The 17306-nt window shown below is 55.6% G+C and carries 15 protein-coding genes; 7 read left to right on the forward strand and 8 right to left on the reverse strand.

All coding sequences use genetic code 11. From position 1 onward, the window contains the following. Positions 1-35 precede the first annotated feature (35 nt). Together IM314_RS01390 and IM314_RS01395 are read left to right on the forward strand one after the other, a co-directional pair. Entirely contained in the window at positions 36-2213 is a 2178-nt protein-coding gene (locus IM314_RS01390) for a type I secretion system permease/ATPase (protein ID WP_193358263.1), read from the forward strand. Further along, a complete protein-coding gene (locus IM314_RS01395) occupies positions 2210-3385 on the forward strand; it encodes an HlyD family type I secretion periplasmic adaptor subunit (RefSeq protein WP_028013086.1) in 1176 nt (391 codons plus the stop codon). The genes IM314_RS01390 and IM314_RS01395 overlap by 4 nt, the downstream gene beginning before the upstream one ends. A gap of 34 nt (positions 3386-3419) precedes the next feature. Here IM314_RS01395 and IM314_RS01400 read toward each other — a convergent pair whose 3' ends face one another. Then, entirely contained in the window at positions 3420-4304 is an 885-nt protein-coding gene (locus IM314_RS01400; RefSeq protein WP_028013087.1) for a hypothetical protein, read from the reverse strand. A 281-nt stretch (positions 4305-4585) separates the two neighbouring features. Between IM314_RS01400 and IM314_RS01405 the strand changes: the two genes are divergently transcribed. Next, positions 4586-6049 carry an EAL domain-containing protein gene (locus tag IM314_RS01405; protein ID WP_193358262.1) on the forward strand — a complete coding sequence of 488 codons (1464 nt, stop codon included), beginning with the start codon at positions 4586-4588 and terminating at the stop codon, positions 6047-6049. 25 nt (positions 6050-6074) lie between these two features. Here IM314_RS01405 and IM314_RS01410 read toward each other — a convergent pair whose 3' ends face one another. From IM314_RS01410 to IM314_RS01420, 3 genes are all read right to left on the reverse strand, one after another. Next, complete coding sequence (locus IM314_RS01410; protein WP_193358261.1) at positions 6075-6347, reverse strand: YqjD family protein; 273 nt, start codon at positions 6345-6347, stop codon at positions 6075-6077. Between the two features lie 119 nt (positions 6348-6466). After that, positions 6467-7135: an epoxyqueuosine reductase QueH gene (locus IM314_RS01415; RefSeq protein WP_193358260.1), complete on the reverse strand. Its 669-nt coding sequence runs from the start codon at positions 7133-7135 to the stop codon at positions 6467-6469. 121 nt (positions 7136-7256) lie between these two features. Next, the gene (locus IM314_RS01420) at positions 7257-7733 is read right to left on the reverse strand and encodes a GNAT family N-acetyltransferase (RefSeq protein WP_045260478.1); all 477 of its coding nucleotides are present in this window, start codon (positions 7731-7733) and stop codon (positions 7257-7259) included. 89 nt (positions 7734-7822) lie between these two features. Here IM314_RS01420 and IM314_RS01425 point away from each other — a divergent pair, with 89 nt between their 5' ends. The 4 genes from IM314_RS01425 to IM314_RS01440 all read left to right on the forward strand — a co-directional run bounded on the left by IM314_RS01425 (position 7823) and on the right by IM314_RS01440 (position 12133). Continuing rightward, a complete protein-coding gene (locus IM314_RS01425) occupies positions 7823-8761 on the forward strand; it encodes a LysR family transcriptional regulator (protein ID WP_193358259.1) in 939 nt (312 codons plus the stop codon). Positions 8762-8852: 91 nt separating this feature from the next. Continuing rightward, positions 8853-9128, forward strand: coding sequence for a metal/formaldehyde-sensitive transcriptional repressor (locus tag IM314_RS01430; protein ID WP_028013093.1), 276 nt, complete (start codon positions 8853-8855; stop codon positions 9126-9128). Between the two features lie 31 nt (positions 9129-9159). Continuing rightward, the gene (locus IM314_RS01435) at positions 9160-10278 is read left to right on the forward strand and encodes an S-(hydroxymethyl)glutathione dehydrogenase/class III alcohol dehydrogenase (protein ID WP_041910069.1); all 1119 of its coding nucleotides are present in this window, start codon (positions 9160-9162) and stop codon (positions 10276-10278) included. 160 nt (positions 10279-10438) lie between these two features. After that, entirely contained in the window at positions 10439-12133 is a 1695-nt protein-coding gene (locus IM314_RS01440) for a methyl-accepting chemotaxis protein (protein WP_048958161.1), read from the forward strand. Between the two features lie 76 nt (positions 12134-12209). Here IM314_RS01440 and IM314_RS01445 read toward each other — a convergent pair whose 3' ends face one another. The 4 genes from IM314_RS01445 to IM314_RS01460 all read right to left on the reverse strand — a co-directional run bounded on the left by IM314_RS01445 (position 12210) and on the right by IM314_RS01460 (position 17291). Next, positions 12210-14591 (reverse strand): glucose/quinate/shikimate family membrane-bound PQQ-dependent dehydrogenase, encoded by a 2382-nt coding sequence (locus tag IM314_RS01445; RefSeq protein WP_193358258.1) that lies wholly within the window; start codon positions 14589-14591, stop codon positions 12210-12212. A 255-nt stretch (positions 14592-14846) separates the two neighbouring features. Further along, positions 14847-15770 (reverse strand): LysR substrate-binding domain-containing protein, encoded by a 924-nt coding sequence (locus tag IM314_RS01450; protein ID WP_041910066.1) that lies wholly within the window; start codon positions 15768-15770, stop codon positions 14847-14849. Between the two features lie 182 nt (positions 15771-15952). Continuing rightward, positions 15953-16837, reverse strand: a complete 885-nt coding sequence (locus IM314_RS01455) for an SDR family oxidoreductase (RefSeq protein ID WP_193358257.1) — start codon at positions 16835-16837, stop codon at positions 15953-15955. 64 nt (positions 16838-16901) lie between these two features. Beyond that, the gene (locus IM314_RS01460) at positions 16902-17291 is read right to left on the reverse strand and encodes a YdeI family stress tolerance OB fold protein (RefSeq protein ID WP_045630393.1); all 390 of its coding nucleotides are present in this window, start codon (positions 17289-17291) and stop codon (positions 16902-16904) included. Between the last annotated feature and the right edge of the window lie 15 nt (positions 17292-17306).

Consider the following 17306-nt stretch of genomic DNA (forward strand, 5'->3'; position numbering starts at 1 on the left):
CGTTTCTTTACACGAATGGCGTTAACCCGGAGATTATGAAGACACATCCACAGTACGAACCCTGGCTGCAGGGCATGCTCATCATCGCGAAGCACTACCGGCTGGACTTTTCGGTGGAGCACGTTCGGGTCACGATTAACCATGAAAGTCAGTCTCCGCGCCAGCTGGTGCTGGAGGAGATGGCGCGCCAGCTAGGGCTGGGAATGCGCGTGGCGACGGATGCAACATCTCTCGATCCGTGGCGCCTGCCGCTGCTGGCGGAATTCACTGGCGGTCAAATCGCGGTCATTAACCGTATGGACAACGAAGGCAACGTCAGCCTGCAGTTCAGCGGCGACGGCGGGCTGGAGACGACGCTAACGCGGGACGCGCTCGGCTCACGGTTGAAAACGCTGCTGGTGCTGCGCCCGCTAGAGTCCACGCCGGATGCCCGCGTGGACGACTACATCAAACCGTATGAGAAAAACTGGTTCTGGCAGCTGGCGCTGAAGGACTGGCGCCGCTACAGCGACATCATGCTGGTGGCGCTGGTCGCTAACGTGCTGGCACTCTCCGGCATGGTCTTTTCCATGCAGGTGTATGACAGGGTGGTGCCGTCGCAGTCGGAGGCCACGCTGTGGGTGCTGTTTGGCGGCGTCATGCTCGCCATCGTGTTTGAATTCATCATGCGCATGCTACGCGTGCATATTTCGGACGTGGTGGGGAAACGCGCCGACCTGCGCATCTCAGAACGCGTCTTTGCCCACGCGCTGCGGATTAAAAACGGGGCGCGCTCCAAATCAACCGGATCGTTTATCGCCCAGATCCGCGAGCTGGAGTCGGTGCGCGAGCTCATCACCTCGACCACCATTGCGGCGATCTCCGATCTGCCGTTCTTCCTGCTGTTCGTCTTTATTCTGTGGATGATTGGCGGCCCACTGGTGCTGGTGGTCCTGCTCGCCGTGCCGCTGCTGCTTATTCCGGGCCTGCTGGTGCAGCGCCCGCTGGGGAAACTCTCCAGCGAAGGGATGCGTGAATCCGCCATTCGTAACGCTACGCTGGTGGAGGCGGTGCAGGGTATTGAAGACATCAAGCTGATGCGCGCCGAGCAGCGTTTCCAGAACCAGTGGAACAACACCAACGACGTGGCCGCCAGCGTCGGCATGAAGCAGCGCTGGCTGACGGGGCTGCTGTTGACCTGGACCCAGGAGGTGCAGTCCATCGTCTATGCGGTAGTCCTGCTGGTGGGCTGTTACCTGGTCATCAGCGGCGACATGACCACCGGTGCGCTGGTGGGAACCTCGATTCTGGCGTCGCGGACCATCGCGCCGCTGTCGCAGATCTCTGGCGTGCTCTCGCGCTGGCAGTCGGCGAAAGTGGCCCGCAAGGGGCTGGACGACCTGATGCAGCGCCCGATTGACGATCCGCAGCACGGGAAGAAGGTGCATAAAGCGCACCTGCGCGGGGATTACCGGCTGGAAGACGTCGGCTTCTACTATGACGAAGAAGAGAAACTCACCGTGCTGAACATCAGCAAACTGCAGATTCGCGCCGGTGAGCGCGTGGCGGTGCTCGGGCGTAACGGCTCCGGTAAAAGCACGCTGCTGCAGCTTCTGGCGGGCATGCAGGAGCCGCAGCAGGGGAGCATTCTGCTGGACGATATTGCTCTCAATCATCTGGACCCGGCCGACCTGCGTCGCGACATGCAGCTTCTTAGCCAGCAGGCGCGGCTGTTCTTTGGCTCCGTGCGGGACAATATCCTGATGGGCAATCCGCTGGCGACAGACGAGGAAATCCATCAGGCGCTGGTCAACAGCGGCGCGCTGGAGTTTGTGCGCAAACAGAAAATGGGGCTGAACTATATCATCAACGAAGGGGGAGCTGGGCTTTCAGGCGGACAGCGTCAGGCGCTGCTGCTGGCGCGCGCGCTGATCACTGCCCCGAATATCCTGCTGCTGGATGAGCCTACCGCCTGGCTGGACGAGATGAGCGAGAAGCAGTTTATTCAGCATCTTCACAAATGGCTGGGCAAGCGCCGGACGCTGGTGGTGGCAACGCATCGCCTGCCGATTCTGGATTTGGTCGACCGCATTATTGTGCTGGAAAACGGCAAGGTGGTGATGGACGGCCCGCGCGACGCGATCCTGCATCAGCACGGGCTGGCGCCGCAAAAGGCGGCACAGCGCACCGTGACCATGAAGCCGGCGGCTGTAGCAGAGGAGGGGGCGGCATGAACGATTTCTCCCGTTATAACAGCCGTCTGAAAGAGCCGCGCCTGCCGCGATCCTCGCTGGTGGCATGGTCGCTATTTGCCCTGCTGGCGGTGTTTATCGCCTGGGCGAGCCTGTTCCAGCTGGACGAAGTCACGACCGGCAGCGGCAAGGTGATCCCGTCTTCCCATGAGCAGGTGATTCAGTCCCTGGAAGGGGGGATTATCCACAGCCTGCTGGTTCGCGAAGGCGATATCGTTGAGCGCGGTCAGCAGCTGGCACAGCTTGACCGGACTAAAACCGAGTCCAGCGTGCTGGAGAGCGAGTCTCGTCTGAACGCGGCGCTGGCAACGGCTGCGCGACTGAAGGCCGAAGTTAACGACACGGAACTCGCGTTTCCCGAGGAGCTGGACGATGACGTTGAGCTGGTCAAACAGGAAACGGCGCTCTATCAGTCCCGTCGCGAGAGCCTTGAAAAAGGGCTGGCCGGCTTACGTCAGGGCGCCGAGCTGGTGCAGCGCGAGCTGTCGTTGACCCGTCCGCTGGTGACCCAGGGGGCGGCCAGCAAGGTTGAGGTGTTACGTCTTGAGCGTCAAAAAAATGAGCTTGAGAATAAAATCACCGAGATGAAAAATCAGTATTACGTCCGCGCTCGCGAAGAGCTGGCGAAAGCCAACGCGGAGATTGAAGCCCAGCGTTCAGTGATGAAAGGGCGTGAGGACTCCCTGACCCGGCTGACCTTCAACGCGCCGGTGCGTGGGATTGTGAAGGATATTGACGTGACGACCGTGGGCGGCGTTATTCCCCCGAACGGCAAGCTGATGAGTCTGGTCCCGCTGGACGACCAGATGGTGGTTGAGGCGAAAATCTCGCCGCGCGATGTCGCGTTTATCCACCCCGGCCAGAAAGCACTGGTGAAAATTACGGCCTATGACTACTCCATCTATGGCGGGCTGGAGGGCGAGGTGACTATGATTTCGCCGGACACCCTGCAGGACGAGGTGAAAAGAGATGTCTACTACTACCGCGTCTATATCCGCACCGACAGTAACCACCTGACCAATAAGCAGGGCAAAGACTTTCCGGTCTTTCCAGGGATGATTGCAACGGTAGATATTAAAACCGGCAGCAAAACCATCCTGGATTATCTGTTGAAACCGCTGAACAAGGCAAAAGAGGCGCTGCGCGAGAGATAAAGATTGGCGTTCGGGATACCGAACGCCATTTGTATTATACCGTTGACGTTACGTTGTTTGGGTGGCGTCGCTCCTTCGGTACCACGTTAATGTAATGAGTAACATAGGCGAAATATAATCCGGCATAGTTTTCGACCAGTTCGAAAAACGCCGGATACACCGACAGGCGACCGTCACCACGATCTTTAAGATAACCTGCCTCATGCGCCGATTTGATAATCCGGTTGACGTGGATCCGGGAGACAAAGAATTCTTTAGCGAGCGTACTGGCGGAATATTGAATAACCGCGCCGTGGGCGGATTTGTTTTTTATGGCCTGCAGGTAAAGATACAGCATAATCATGCGGCCTCCATCCTTATCAATAAATAACCCCACTTCCGGTAAAACTTTTCTGAACGTTAATCCCCGAAAAAGATATTCTGCCGCGCGGCGGAAGAAATTATTTCTCAATGTGTCATTATCCAGCAGGTTTACATCAATATTAAACGTCGGGTAAAGAATGCTGACGGGTAAAAATGCACCGGACATATAGCGTTTGAGTTCATTCAATCCTTTTTCGGTTGGGGCAATTCTCGTTTTTCGCCGGTCTTCCGTACAGCGCCAGGTCCTGATGCGTCCCGTGGTTCTGAGTAACGTAATGATCGCAATAACACTGTTGGGGCTGGCTATTTTATAGCGGGAACATAACTCTTTTATCTCTGAGACGGATTCGGCCTGATTGCCAAATATAAAACAACACATGGAAAGAATAATGTTAAACCGTGATTCCTGAAGCATTGTCTTGTAGAACAAGGGTTGTTTTTTGTAGATGGCGTCATTGATTGTGTAGTGCTCTAATATTGCCTCACTAAACCGCGGGTTGCTTTTTATAACATCCCTTCGATGTAGCAAGGCCCTGGATGAGATGTGATTATCCATAGCATTTTTCTCGTGTTTGATGAGCCGATAGATGAAGTATCCAGCCTTCTTTTTCGGAATTTTCATTATACCTGAGAAAAAGTGGCTTGCGGTCGGTATTTTAAAAGAAATATAGAGTTATATTTATGCGTGGAAAAAGGGTGATTAACGCAAAGATGTTACAGTGCATGGCGTTGATAACAGTATCTTAACCTGATGGTGTATTGTAAAATTATTATACACACCGCTGTTGGTTTCCATACTCATAATAATAATGGCGCTTTCGTGCCCAGGAGCAGGTTATGACCCACCAAATTTCTCTCAGGAATGATGCGCGCGACGAGCAAAGATTTGTCATTTCAACCTGCGGCTTTACGTTTCAGGGATATCACCTGCTGCTCAAAAAGTACGGAATAGAGACTGCGCATATTCACTTTGATGGAGATGAGTTATCTGATCCTGACAAGGAAAATATCCTTATTCATCAAAATGCTCACATCGTAGTGTTCCTGGGAAAAGGTACGGTAGCTCTCCTGGAGAGCCTGACGCGACTGGCATCCGTACTCAATGCACTTCCTGTTATTCGTCGTGTAACTCTGTATGGTGATATACCGGACAGCTGGCTGTATCGAACTCTGGGTAGTCTTCTAAATAACAGTTATCAATTATCATTGATTCGCATAGCCAGCGTGTCTGATGTAATAACCTGTTTCCACACCTACAATAATGGCTTTAAAGACCGCTCGCGCTTATTACGCGATTACTATCTGAACTGTTCTTCGTCAGAAAAGCTCAAATGGCTGACAAGAAGAGAGGTTGATGTTTTATTGAACTTCTATCGCGGCATGTCTATAAAAGACCTGTGCGACAAACTGAGGCTTTCTAATAAAACGGTTTACACTCATCGTAAAGAAGGTCTGCAGAAATTACATTGTATCAAGCGATGGTTGAATGAACCGCGCAATGTAAAAGTGGAAAGGCGGATTAAAAGCCAAAATCAAAGAGTGGACTTCACGGATAAAGAAGCGGAAGTTTTTAATGCGCTGGTGAAAAGGGAGATATTTCCCGCCTACCAGATCATTACCGATCGTGAAAAGAAAGGAGTGGGGTTTGAGATACTCATTCGCTGGAATAAGAACGGTAAAATAGTTAAGCCAGCCCGTTTTCTGAATGAAATCGCTAATTATGAAGTATGGCTAAAGATTACGGCTATGGTGATCCACGCCGCCGTGTCCGGGATTAATAAATATAACGGTAAATTCTATTTTTCCGTTAATATTCCGCCTCGCCTGGCGTCCGGGAACGCGCTGCCAGAGATGGCCAGGAAAGCCATCGGCATGCTGCTTAACCCCCAGTGGGCAGAAAAGCTGGTCTTTGAATTCGCGGAAGATATTGATGTAACGAAAGATAAAAGCATCCCAGAAACCATGCGGCACCTGCGTAATACGGGGTGCAGACTGTTTCTTGACGATTGCTTCTCAAGCCATCATGCCATGTTCCCCGTGAGGCAGGTGCATTTTGATGGGCTGAAACTGGATCGGGACATCGTCGATCATTTTGTGGCGAACGACAACGATTATAATCTGATTAAAGCGATACAGATTTACAGCGACATGACCGGAACAGCTTGTATTGCAGAGGGCGTTGACAGTGAGGAGAAGTTTGAAAAATTAGTCGAGCTGGGTGTGAAAAACTTTCAGGGATATTATCTCTCTCGCGCCGTGAAAGAGGAGGAATTAGACCGCATGGTGAGATTGTTCAGCTAAAAAATAAAGCCCCGAAGGGCCTTGTTTATTTGCGCCCCAGCAATAGGCCAAGCACAATACCGACCGCACCCGCGGCGATAAGACCGGTGAGCGGGTTATTTATGACCGCTTCAGTCACGTCAGAGACAGCATCGCTGGCCTGTGCGGCATATTTTTTCGCAGCGCCTTTTACCTGATGCTTCGGTGAATCAACGAATTCACCGAACTGCTGCTGGGCTGAACCTGAAAGTTCATCAAATTTATTTTTTGCTTTGTCTTCAGCAAACTGGGTGTTTTTATCAGTACCGAAATCAGACATTTTTGCCTCCTTTTGTTGATAGTTAAAGGATAGCCTCTCTTTGAAAAGATGAGAGGCGGAACGCTAAATTTCGGAGGGAATTGGCTGGTTTTCGGATATATCTACACCAGAAGAGGGCGTTATTTTTCGTTCTCATCCTGGCCGTAATACAGCTTGCCAATGCGGATAAGCGGGCGGCCCTGCGACTTGCGGTGCAGGTTGCTGTCCCGAAGGGAATACACGCAGCCGCAATATTCCTGCTGGTAAAACTGTTCACGCTTGCTGATCTCAATCATTCGTGATGAGCCGCCCTGTTTGCGCCAGTTGTAGTCCCAGTAGACCATTCCCGGATAGCGCGCTGCCGCACGCTGGCCGCAGTCATTGATCTGCTGCATATTCTTCCAGCGAGAGATCCCCAGTGAGCTGCTGATAACGCTGAAACCATTTTCCGCCGCGTAGAGCGCCGTACGCTCGAAGCGCATATCGAAGCACATGGTGCAGCGGACGCCGCGCTCGGGCTCCCACTCCATGCCTTTGGCACGCTCGAACCAGTTATCGGTATCGTAATCGGCATCAACAAACGGCACGCCGTATTTTTCTGCAAAACGAATGTTTTCTTCCTTACGGATGAGGTATTCCTTTTGCGGATGGATGTTGGGGTTATAGAAGAAAATGGTGTAGTCAATGCCCGAGGCCTGAATAGCTTCCATGACTTCACCGGAGCAGGGGGCGCAGCAGGAGTGCAGCAGAAGTTTATCGGCGCCGTTTGGCAGGGTGAGCTGCGGGCGGATGAAGGGGGTTGTACTCATGTTGTTCTACAATATGTTAATGAAATTTATGGAATTGTAGCACAAGTTATTAATGTCTTCAGACTGTACTGGTGGGAATCGAGGATCCGCCTGGTCGGGATCCTCGCGCTGAGCGGTGCCGCTATTCGGCAAATTTTAGCAGTGCTTCGCCATCAAGACGGTAGCGCACCCATTCGGACTGCGGCAGCGCGCCTATGCTCAGATAAAAATCGATGGCGGGCTGGTTCCAGTCCAGCACGCTCCATTCAAGGCGGCCACATTGCCGTTTTACCGCGAGTTGAGCGATATGTTTCAGCAGCGCTCTGCCCGCGCCTTTACCGCGGTAGTCCGGGGAAATGTACAGGTCTTCCATATAAATCCCGTTGCGTCCAAGCCAGGTCGAATAGCTGGTGAAGAACACGGCATAGCCGGCGATCCTGCCGTCAAACTCAGCGATCAACGCCTCGGTTTTACTGCCCGCACCAAAGAGGGTTTCCCGGATCTCGTCCGGCGTGGTTACGACCTCTTCGGGGGCTTTTTCATATACCGCCAGCTCATAGATCATGGCGTAAATAGCCGCTGCATCTTCGGGACGGGCCTGACGAAGGGTTATGCTCATTGTTTTTCCTGTTTTTTGCACAGTTCGCGATTGATGGCGTTAAGCATACGGAGTATTGTCCGAAGAATTAAGTGCAATGAAATCAACAAATGATGAATATTATGCATCCGGCGCTGAGACGTCTTGATTTAAACCTGCTGCCCGTTTTTGACGCCATTTACCGCCACCGTTCCGTTCGCCTCGCAGCCGACGAGCTGGCGATGAGCACCTCGGCGCTGAGCCATGCGCTGTCGCGTCTGCGCACGACCCTTAACGATCCGCTCTTTTTTCGGGAAGGGCATCGTATGTCCCCCAGCGTGTACGCCTCTCAGCTTGCGCCTTCTATTGCTTCCGCATTGTCGTTCCTTAATCAGGAGCTGACCCCGCAGCCGGAGTTTGACGCCGCCAGCAGTACCGAAAGCTTGCAAATTGGGATTACGGATTTTACCGCGCTATGTATTTTTCCTGCCCTGATGCACAAGCTACAGACTGCTGCCCCGGGCTTGCGTTTCGAATTGCGCTATCTGCCGCACAGCCCGGCGCTGACGGAGCTGCTGGCGGGTGAGGTAGATCTGGCGCTGGGTTTCAGCACCGAGGACGATATCCGCCATCCGGAACTGGAAGAGATCGGCTGGTTTGAGGATGAGTATGTGGTTATCAGCAACGCACGCCGGACCCGGCTGACGCTGGAGGATTATCTCGCTGCCCGACACCTGGTGGTGACGCCGTGGAATGAAAAGCAGGGCGTGCTGGACGTGCGGCTCGAGCAGCTGGGCTATACGCGGCACATTGCGATCAAAACGCCGTCGATGCTGAGCGCGCCGTTTATCGTTGCGGAAAGCGACCTGCTGATGGCCATTCCTCGTTACGCCGCCGAGAAGCTGGTTGCGGCGGCGGAACTGAGGATTTTTGCCTTGCCGTTCTCTATTCCCAAATTTGAGGTGAAAATTTACTCGCATAAGCGCAGCGGCCAGCGGGGGGCGACCCGATGGCTTCAGGAGGAGCTGCAAATGCTGGCGCAAGATGGCAGGGGGATGAGTGCCGGATAAGCTCAGCGCGATTTAGATTTCACGTTAAAAGTAAGTTTACATTTGTAAGATAACTCATATACCATACCCCCCTATAGTATTAGGAGGGCATATGCCGCACTCACCCGAAGATAAAAAACGTATTCTTACCCGCGTCCGCCGCATTCGGGGCCAGGTTGATGCCCTTGAACGCGCGCTGGAGTCGGGCGACCCCTGTCTGGCCATCCTGCAGCAAATTGCCGCCGTGCGCGGCGCTGCCAATGGCCTGATGGGCGAAATGGTTGAAATACATCTCAAAGACGAGCTGGTGACGGGAGACACAACGCCGGATCAGCGAGCCGTACGCATGGCAGAAGTCGGCCATTTGCTGCGCTCTTATCTAAAATAAATCCACACACCTGACAAAAAGGGAAGACATGATGAAATCTCGCGCAGCTGTTGCATTTGGCCCCGGCCAGCCGCTGAAAATCGTCGACATCGACGTCGCACCGCCGAAAAAAGGCGAAGTGCTGATCAAAATCACCCATACCGGCGTGTGCCATACCGATGCATTTACCCTCTCCGGTGACGATCCGGAAGGCGTCTTCCCGGCGGTGCTGGGTCATGAAGGCGGCGGGATTGTGGTGGAAGTGGGCGAGGGCGTGACCAGCCTGAAGCCAGGCGATCACGTTATCCCGCTGTACACGGCGGAATGCGGCGAGTGTAAGTTCTGTAAATCCGGCAAAACTAACCTCTGCCAGGCCGTGCGCGCTACTCAGGGGAAAGGGCTGATGCCGGACGGCACCACCCGTTTCTCCTACAACGGTGAGCCAATCTATCACTACATGGGTACCAGCACCTTCAGCGAATACACCGTTTGCGCGGAGATCTCGCTGGCGAAGGTCAATCCGCAGGCGCCGCTGGATAAAGTCTGCCTGCTGGGCTGCGGCGTAACCACCGGCATTGGCGCGGTGCATAACACGGCAAAAGTCAAAGAGGGCGACACCGTGGCGGTGTTTGGTCTCGGCGGCATTGGTCTGGCAGTGATTCAGGGCGCGGTGCAGGCGAAGGCCGGGCGTATCATCGCGGTCGATACCAACCCGGAAAAATTCAAGCTGGCGGGGGAAATGGGCGCGACCGATTTCGTGAACCCGAAGGATCACGAGAAACCGATTCAGGATGTCATCGTTGAGATGACCGACGGCGGCGTGGACTTCAGCTTCGAGTGTATCGGCAACGTCAACGTAATGCGTTCTGCGCTGGAATGCTGCCACAAGGGCTGGGGTGAGAGCATCATCATCGGCGTGGCCGGGGCAGGCCAGGAGATCAAAACCCGTCCATTCCAGCTGGTGACCGGACGCGTCTGGCGCGGCTCCGCGTTTGGCGGCGTGAAGGGGCGTACCCAGCTTCCCGGCATGGTGGAAGACGCGATGGTCGGTAAAATACAGCTCGACCCGTTCATCACCCACCGTTTGCCGCTGGAGCAGATCAACGAGGCGTTCGATCTGATGCACGAAGGAAAATCCATCCGCACCGTCATTCATTTCGGCGACAAGTAACTCTTCTGCCAGCGGTTTTTAGCCGCTGGCATTTCTTTAATAATCTTCTCTAAAGTGTGACCAGTGCGGCGTTTTTAGCCGTAATCTAAATCTCTGCCGTGCCGATGACTATCTAACAGGCGTGTTTTTGCGCATCTTACCTATAAGAGAGTCGACGGTCATGGACAACACTTCTTCGATGCAGGCGCAGCGCAAGCTGAGCTTCCTGCATCACATCAGGCTGGTTCCGCTGTTTTCCTCCATTCTCGGTGGCATTATTCTGCTGTTTGCCTTGAGTTCGGGTCTGGCGGGGTATTTCCTGCTACAGGCCGACAACGATCAGCAGGACGTTACGTCCGAAATTCAGGTGCGTATGGGGCTGTCGAACAGCTCAAACCATCTGCGCACCGCGCGTATCAATATGATCCACGCCGGCGCGGCAAGCCGTATCGCGGAGATGGAGGCCATGAAGCAGAACATCCGCGAGGCGGAAACGCGCATTAAGCAGTCCCAGGATAGCTTTACCGCCTATATGCACCGTTCCGTGCGCAGCGCTGCGGACGAAGCGCTGGATGCAGACCTGAAGGCACGCTACGACGCCTATATCGCGGGCCTCCAGCCGATGGTCAAATTTGCCAAAAACGGCATGTTCGAGGCGATCATCAACCACGAAAATGAGACCGCGCGCCCGCTGGACGACGCTTACAACGCCGTTCTGCTGAAGGCGATTAAGATCCGCACCGACCGCGCCAATGCGCTGACGGCGCAGGCGCACAGCCGCACGCAGCTGGGTCTGATGTTTATGGTGGGCGCGTTTGCGCTGGCGCTGGTGCTGACCGCGATGACCTTCGTTGTGCTGCGCCGCACGGTCATTAATCCGCTGCAGCGTGCAGCGAAACGTATCGAGAATATCGCCAAAGGCGACCTGACGATGCCGGACGACGTGGCCGGACGCAGCGAAATTGGCCGCCTGACGCGCGATCTGCAAACCATGCAGCACTCCCTTGAAACAACGGTCGGCACCGTCCGTCAGGGAGCGGAGGAGATCTACCGGGGTACCAGCGAGATCTCTGCCGGTAACACCGATCTCTCATCACGCACCGAGCAGCAGGCCGCGGCGATTGAGCAGACTGCCGCCAGCATGGAGCAGCTGACCGCGACGGTGAAGCAGAACGCCGATAACGCACATCATGCCAGCAAGCTGGCGGAAGATGCCTCCGGGAAAGCCAGCCGCGGCGGCCAGATGGTCTCCGGTGTGGTCAAAACTATGGGCAATATCTCAAGCAGTTCGAAGAAAATCTCTGAGATTACCGCGGTGATCAACAGCATCGCCTTCCAGACCAACATCCTGGCGCTTAACGCGGCGGTAGAAGCGGCGCGGGCGGGCGAGCAGGGACGCGGGTTCGCCGTGGTGGCCAGCGAAGTCCGTACCCTGGCAAGCCGCAGCGCCAACGCCGCAAAAGAGATCGAAAGCCTGATCAACGAATCGGTCTCGCTGATAGATCAGGGTTCCGGTGAGGTCGTTGCCGCAGGCAATACCATGAATGAGATCGTCGAGGCGGTGAAGCGCGTCACCGACATCATGCTGGAGATTGCCGCCGCGTCTGACGAGCAGAGCCGCGGTATCGTGCAGGTCAGTCAGGCTATTTCGGAGATGGATAAAGTGACCCAGCAGAACGCCTCGCTGGTGGAAGAGGCCTCCGCGGCGGCGGCGTCGCTGGAAGAACAGGGCGCGCGTCTGACCGAGGCGGTCGGGGCGTTTCGTCTGAGCGGCAAGGTTCAGGGGCGTACTCAACAGCAGAACTCTGCGGCAGTAAAACCTGCTGCATTACGTCCGGCGGTAGCGCATAACGGTGATAACTGGGAAACGTTCTGAGTCGCCGGCCGTGTCGGGTGGCGCTTCGCTTACCCGGCCGACAAAAAAGGGACCTTTCGGTCCCTTTTTTCATCTGTTACTGCTTATCGGGTAACGCGTACGCGATAACGTAATCACCGCGATCCGGCGACTGGCGAGCGCCACCGGCGTTAATGACGATGTACTGCTTACCGGTTTTCGGCGAGACGTAGGTCATCGGGCCGGACTGGCTGCCGACCGGCAGGCGGTCCTTCCAGATCTCTTTCCCGGTGGCGGTATCAAACGCGCGCAGGTAGAAATCCTGGGTGCCGGCGAAGAACAGCAGGCCGGACTGGGTTGACAGCGACGCGCCCAGCGTTGGCATCCCGATTGGGATTGGCATGTGCATGCGAATGCCCAGCGGGCCGGTATCTTCTACGGTACCAACCGGTACCTGCCACACCAGCTTGCCGGTTTTCAGGTCAACAGCCGACATGGTTCCGAACGGCGGCTTCTGGCACGGAATGCCCAGCGGCGACAGGAAGCGTTCGCGCATTGCGCCGAACGGCGTGCCGTCCATCGGGACAATCCCCATCTCAATGCCGCTGGCGTTTTTCGCCACGTTCGCGCGCGGCACCATGTAGTTTGCCAGCCCCAGACGCATATCGTTGACGAACATCAGGCTGTTGTTCGGGTCAATGGAGACGCTGCCCCAGTTCATCCCGCCGAGCGAGCCGGGGAACTGCAGGGAACGGTCGAGACCCGGCGGGGTGAAGACGCCCTGATGACGCATCTCTTTAAACTGAATGCGGCACAGAAGCAGGTCGACAGGCGTCGCCCCCCACATGTCGGACTCGGTCAACGTCTGGTTGCCAATCATCGGCATGCCCACGGAGTACGGCTGGGTCGGAGAGTAGCGTTCACCTTCAACGTTACCCGCCGGAACTGGACGTTCCTCCACCTTCGCCACCGGCTTGCCGGTTTCGCGGTTGAGCATAAAAATCATGCCCTGCTTGCTGGTCTGCACCAGTACAGGCGTGGTGCCGCCTTTGCCGTCCGGCAGGTCGTACAGCAGCGGCTGGGAAGGCAGGTCGAAGTCCCACAGGTCGTGGTGGGTGGTCTGGAAATGCCAGCGTACCTGTCCGGTGGCGGCGTCGACGGCGACGATGGAGGAGCTGTATTTATCGTCCAGTGGGGTGCGCTCGCCCGCCCAGAAGTCCGGGGTGGCGTTGCCGGTTGGCAGGTAGATCAGGTTCAGCTTAGCGTCGTAAGACATCGCAGACCAGACGTTCGGCGTGCCGCGCGTGTAGGTTTGACCTTCCGGCGGCAGGCCGGTCAGGTTCGGATTACCCGGATCCCACGCCCAGGCCAGTTTACCGGTGTGAACGTCGAAGGCGCGCACCACGCCCGGCGGTTCGCCGGTGGAGAAGTTATCCGCGACGCGACCGCCGACGACAACAACGTTTCCGGCCACCAGCGGCGTGGAGGTCTGCTGATAATAGCCCGGCTTGATCTCACCCATGCCGATGCTCAGGTCAACGGTGCCATGGTCGCCAAAGTCATCGCAAACCTTGCCGGTATCCGCGTTGATGGCAATCAGACGGGCGTCGGTGGTCGGCAGGAACAGGCGGCGAGGGCATGCCGCTGGCGATGTCCCGGTCTGTGACGCTGTCACGTTTGCATGATCTTCAAAGTAGCCTAGGCCACGACAACGCTGCCAGTTCGGGGCGGTGGCTTTCGAATCATAACGCCATTTTTCTTTACCTGAATCCACGTCCAGCGCCAGCACTTTACTGTACGGGGTACAGACATAGAGCGTGTCGCCAATCTGCAGCGGCGTGTTCTGATCTTCCGCACCGGAGCCGTTGCTCTGCGGAATATCCCCGGTGTGCGCCACCCAGGCGACTTTCAGATCGCTGATGTTTTGCTTGTTAATCTGGTCCAGCGCGGCGAAGCGGTCGCCGTGGGTGGTGTTGCCCCAGTGTTCCCAGTTTTTCTGCTGTTCGCCGGGAGCAACGGGTTTCACCGGAACGGGCTCGTTCGCCGCCACGAGGGTTTGCGGCTTAAACATCCAGCCGAGGCTGACCAGCATCGCCAGTGCGAGAACCGCCGCAACGCCATAAGCCGGGGCTTTATTCGCTGCGTCGCGGTTGGCCGCGCGCAGGAAAGGCCAGACGATGGCGCAGAGGAAGGCCAGTACGGCAAAGGTGAACAGGCGCGAGAAGAGCGGCCAGAAATCCCAGCCCGCATCGCTTACCGCCCAGAACAGCGAGGCAATAAACGCGATGCCGTAAAGCACGATCCCGCTGCTGCGATTGAGGAAAATCAGGAGCGCGGCAATGACCATCACCACGCCCATTATCACGAAGTAAAAACTTCCGCCTACGGCGGCGAGCTTGAAGCCCAACCCGCCGACCGCCAGACCGATGAGGAACATCAGTCCGGCAAGGAGCCACTGCAAAATACGAGGTATCCCGCGCGGCGCGCTGCCAAATGCCATTTCTGTCTCCTTTGAATCTCTCCGCATTGCCGGGTATGTACCATCTGGATAATAAATGCGGGGAGAGAAATGATTAAAACGAGTTAATTCTTGTTTATATAACGATTCGCGAACCAAATGGTGAATCCGCCGTTATGATAAAACTGTTAATTTGTTTTACGCAATTGTTAATGAATCATTCCGCATTATTTGATTAACGCAAAGCCCAGTTCCCTCTCCCTGTGGGAGAGGGAACTGGGTGAGGGGTGAAGGGAATCAGACAGGCATTGATTTACGGATAGCGCTCAGCAGCGTTTGTGCGCCCGTGGAAAGGGGAGTATCCACCCGGGTCAAAATACCGATGGGTTCACCCGCACCCGGGGAGGCGATCGGCAGGGCGGTCAGCGTGCCCTGACGCAAATCATCTTTTACCGCACCGGAGGGGACGAACCAGACGTAGTCATAATCCAGGGTAAGCTGGCGCGAAAGAGAAGCCGAAAGCGTTTCGATGCACCCTGAGGGGAGCGTACACCCCTGCATCTGCAGCAAGGTTTCGGCGGCCTGGCGCGGGACGGTCCCTTTCGGGCAAACCACCACCGGCCACTCCATCACCCGGCTTAACGTCACCGTGTCCTGCAGCAGGGGATGATCGGGTCGAACCACCAGCTTCAGGGATTCCAGGAACAGCAGTTCATAATTGAGACCGCCCATCAACTCGGGGTCGGACATTCGACCAATACCGAGATCAAGCTCACCCGATTTCAGCCCTGCGAGCAGCATGGTGTTATTCATGGTGGCAACCTGAATAGTGGTATTTCGCTGCTGCTTGTGGAACTGACCAATAACGGGCGGCAGGATCCCCAGCGCCGCGGTTGGCAGGGCGCCGACGCGCACCACCTCGCTGGTGTGCTCTTCTTTTCGGTGCAGGGACTGGCCTGCGGTGTTGAGCGCATCCAGCACCTTCACGGCGTGCGTCAGGAACTGTTCGCCCACCAGAGTCAGCTGAGCCCCCAGCCGACCGCGGTCAAATAGACGGGCGCCGGTCAGCTGCTCCAGCTCGTTAAGGGTTTTTGAGAGCGCGGGCTGGCTCAGGTTAAGAGTTTCAGCCGCGCGCCCCAGCGTTCCCTGTTGAGCGACGGCCACAAATGTATGCAAATGGCGCAAGCGTATGCGCTGACTGAACAGACCATTTTTTTCCATAGGCGATGTTAAAAACAGAGCGATGCGGGTGACAAGTTAAGTTATTTAATTTTGATAACTTGATAGCAAAATATTTTTAACATTTGATCTGTTTGAGTTACAACATGTTTTTCAGGCGAGGTGGGTGATGAACGTCCTTGTTCATTTATTGCTCACTGCGGAGGGATATGCTGCAAAGCGGTTTAGATCACGCCGTCGCCGCCGTCAGAGCACCATACCTGACCGGAGGTAAAGGAACACTCGTCCGAGGCCAGCGTGACGTACAGCGGGGCAATCTCGACGGGCTGTCCCGGACGACCCAGCGGGGTATCACCCCCGAACTCCTTCACTTTCTCCATCGGCTGGCCGCCGCTGGACTGGAGTACCGTCCAGTACGGGCCGGGGGCGACCGCGTTGACGCGAATGCCTTTCGGACCCAGCTGTTTGGCTAAGGATTTAGTAAACACCGCCAGACAGGCCTTCGTCTGGGCATAGTCCAGCAGTACGGGGCTGGGCTTCACCGCCTGAACGGAGGAAGTGTTAATGATCACGGACGACGCTTTCAGGTGGCGCAGGGCGGCCTTGGTGATCCAGAAGGGGGCGTAAACGTTGGTTTTAAACGTCGCGTCAAAATCTTCGGTGGTCAGTTCTTCAAGGGATTCCCGGAACTGCTGACGGCCTGCGTTGTTGACCAGAATATCCAGCCCGCCCAGCTTCGAAACGGCTTCTTCGACCAGATTCTGGCAAAAGGTTTCGTCCCGGACGTCTCCTGGCAGCGCGATGGCCTTGCGGCCTTCCGCTTTGATCAGGTCGATGACCTCGGCGGCATCTTTCTCTTCTTCAGGCAGATAGTTGATGGCGACGTCTGCCCCTTCACGGGCGTAGGCGATAGCCACTGCGCGTCCAATCCCGGAGTCACCACCGGTGATCAGCGCTTTTTTGCCGGCAAGGCGGCCATGCCCTTTATAGCTTGTTTCACCGTGGTCGGGTACAGGGTGCATTTCAGACGCCAGTCCCGGCGGCGTTTGCGGCTGTTCCGGGAACGGAGGTTTCGGGTAAGCGTTCGTACGTTGTGTAGTATCACTCATAGCTGACTCCTTAAGCCAAGGGGTGAGATTTGATGGATAGTTGCAGCGTTAACGCTTCGCTGAATTATTTCTGCAAACGATCAACACGAACGACGGCAGGCGATGATTTTTTATCAAGCGAACCGTTGATACTGATCATCTGATCGGGTTTTACCGTTCTGCCGTCGAAGACTGCCTGGGGAATAATAACGTCGATTTTTCCGGTTTTATCCTGGAATACAAACTTATCGCCGCTACCGTCAATAAGATTACCGCGCAATGAAATTGTCGCGCCATCGTGCAATTGTTTTGCCTGATCGATGGTCATAATACGCGCGTCGTCGGTTCCACGATATCCGCTGTCCAGCGCGTGGGGCGGTGGCGGTGCTTCACCTTTTTGTAACCCGCCGTTATTATCTGCCCATGCAACTGGAACCAGAAATATCAAAAAAGCGGAAATAAGTGATAATTTCATCTGATATCCTTCATT

Source organism: Enterobacter cloacae complex sp. P42RS (assembly GCF_014930595.1).
In the GTDB taxonomy this organism is placed as follows: domain Bacteria; phylum Pseudomonadota; class Gammaproteobacteria; order Enterobacterales; family Enterobacteriaceae; genus Enterobacter; species Enterobacter bugandensis.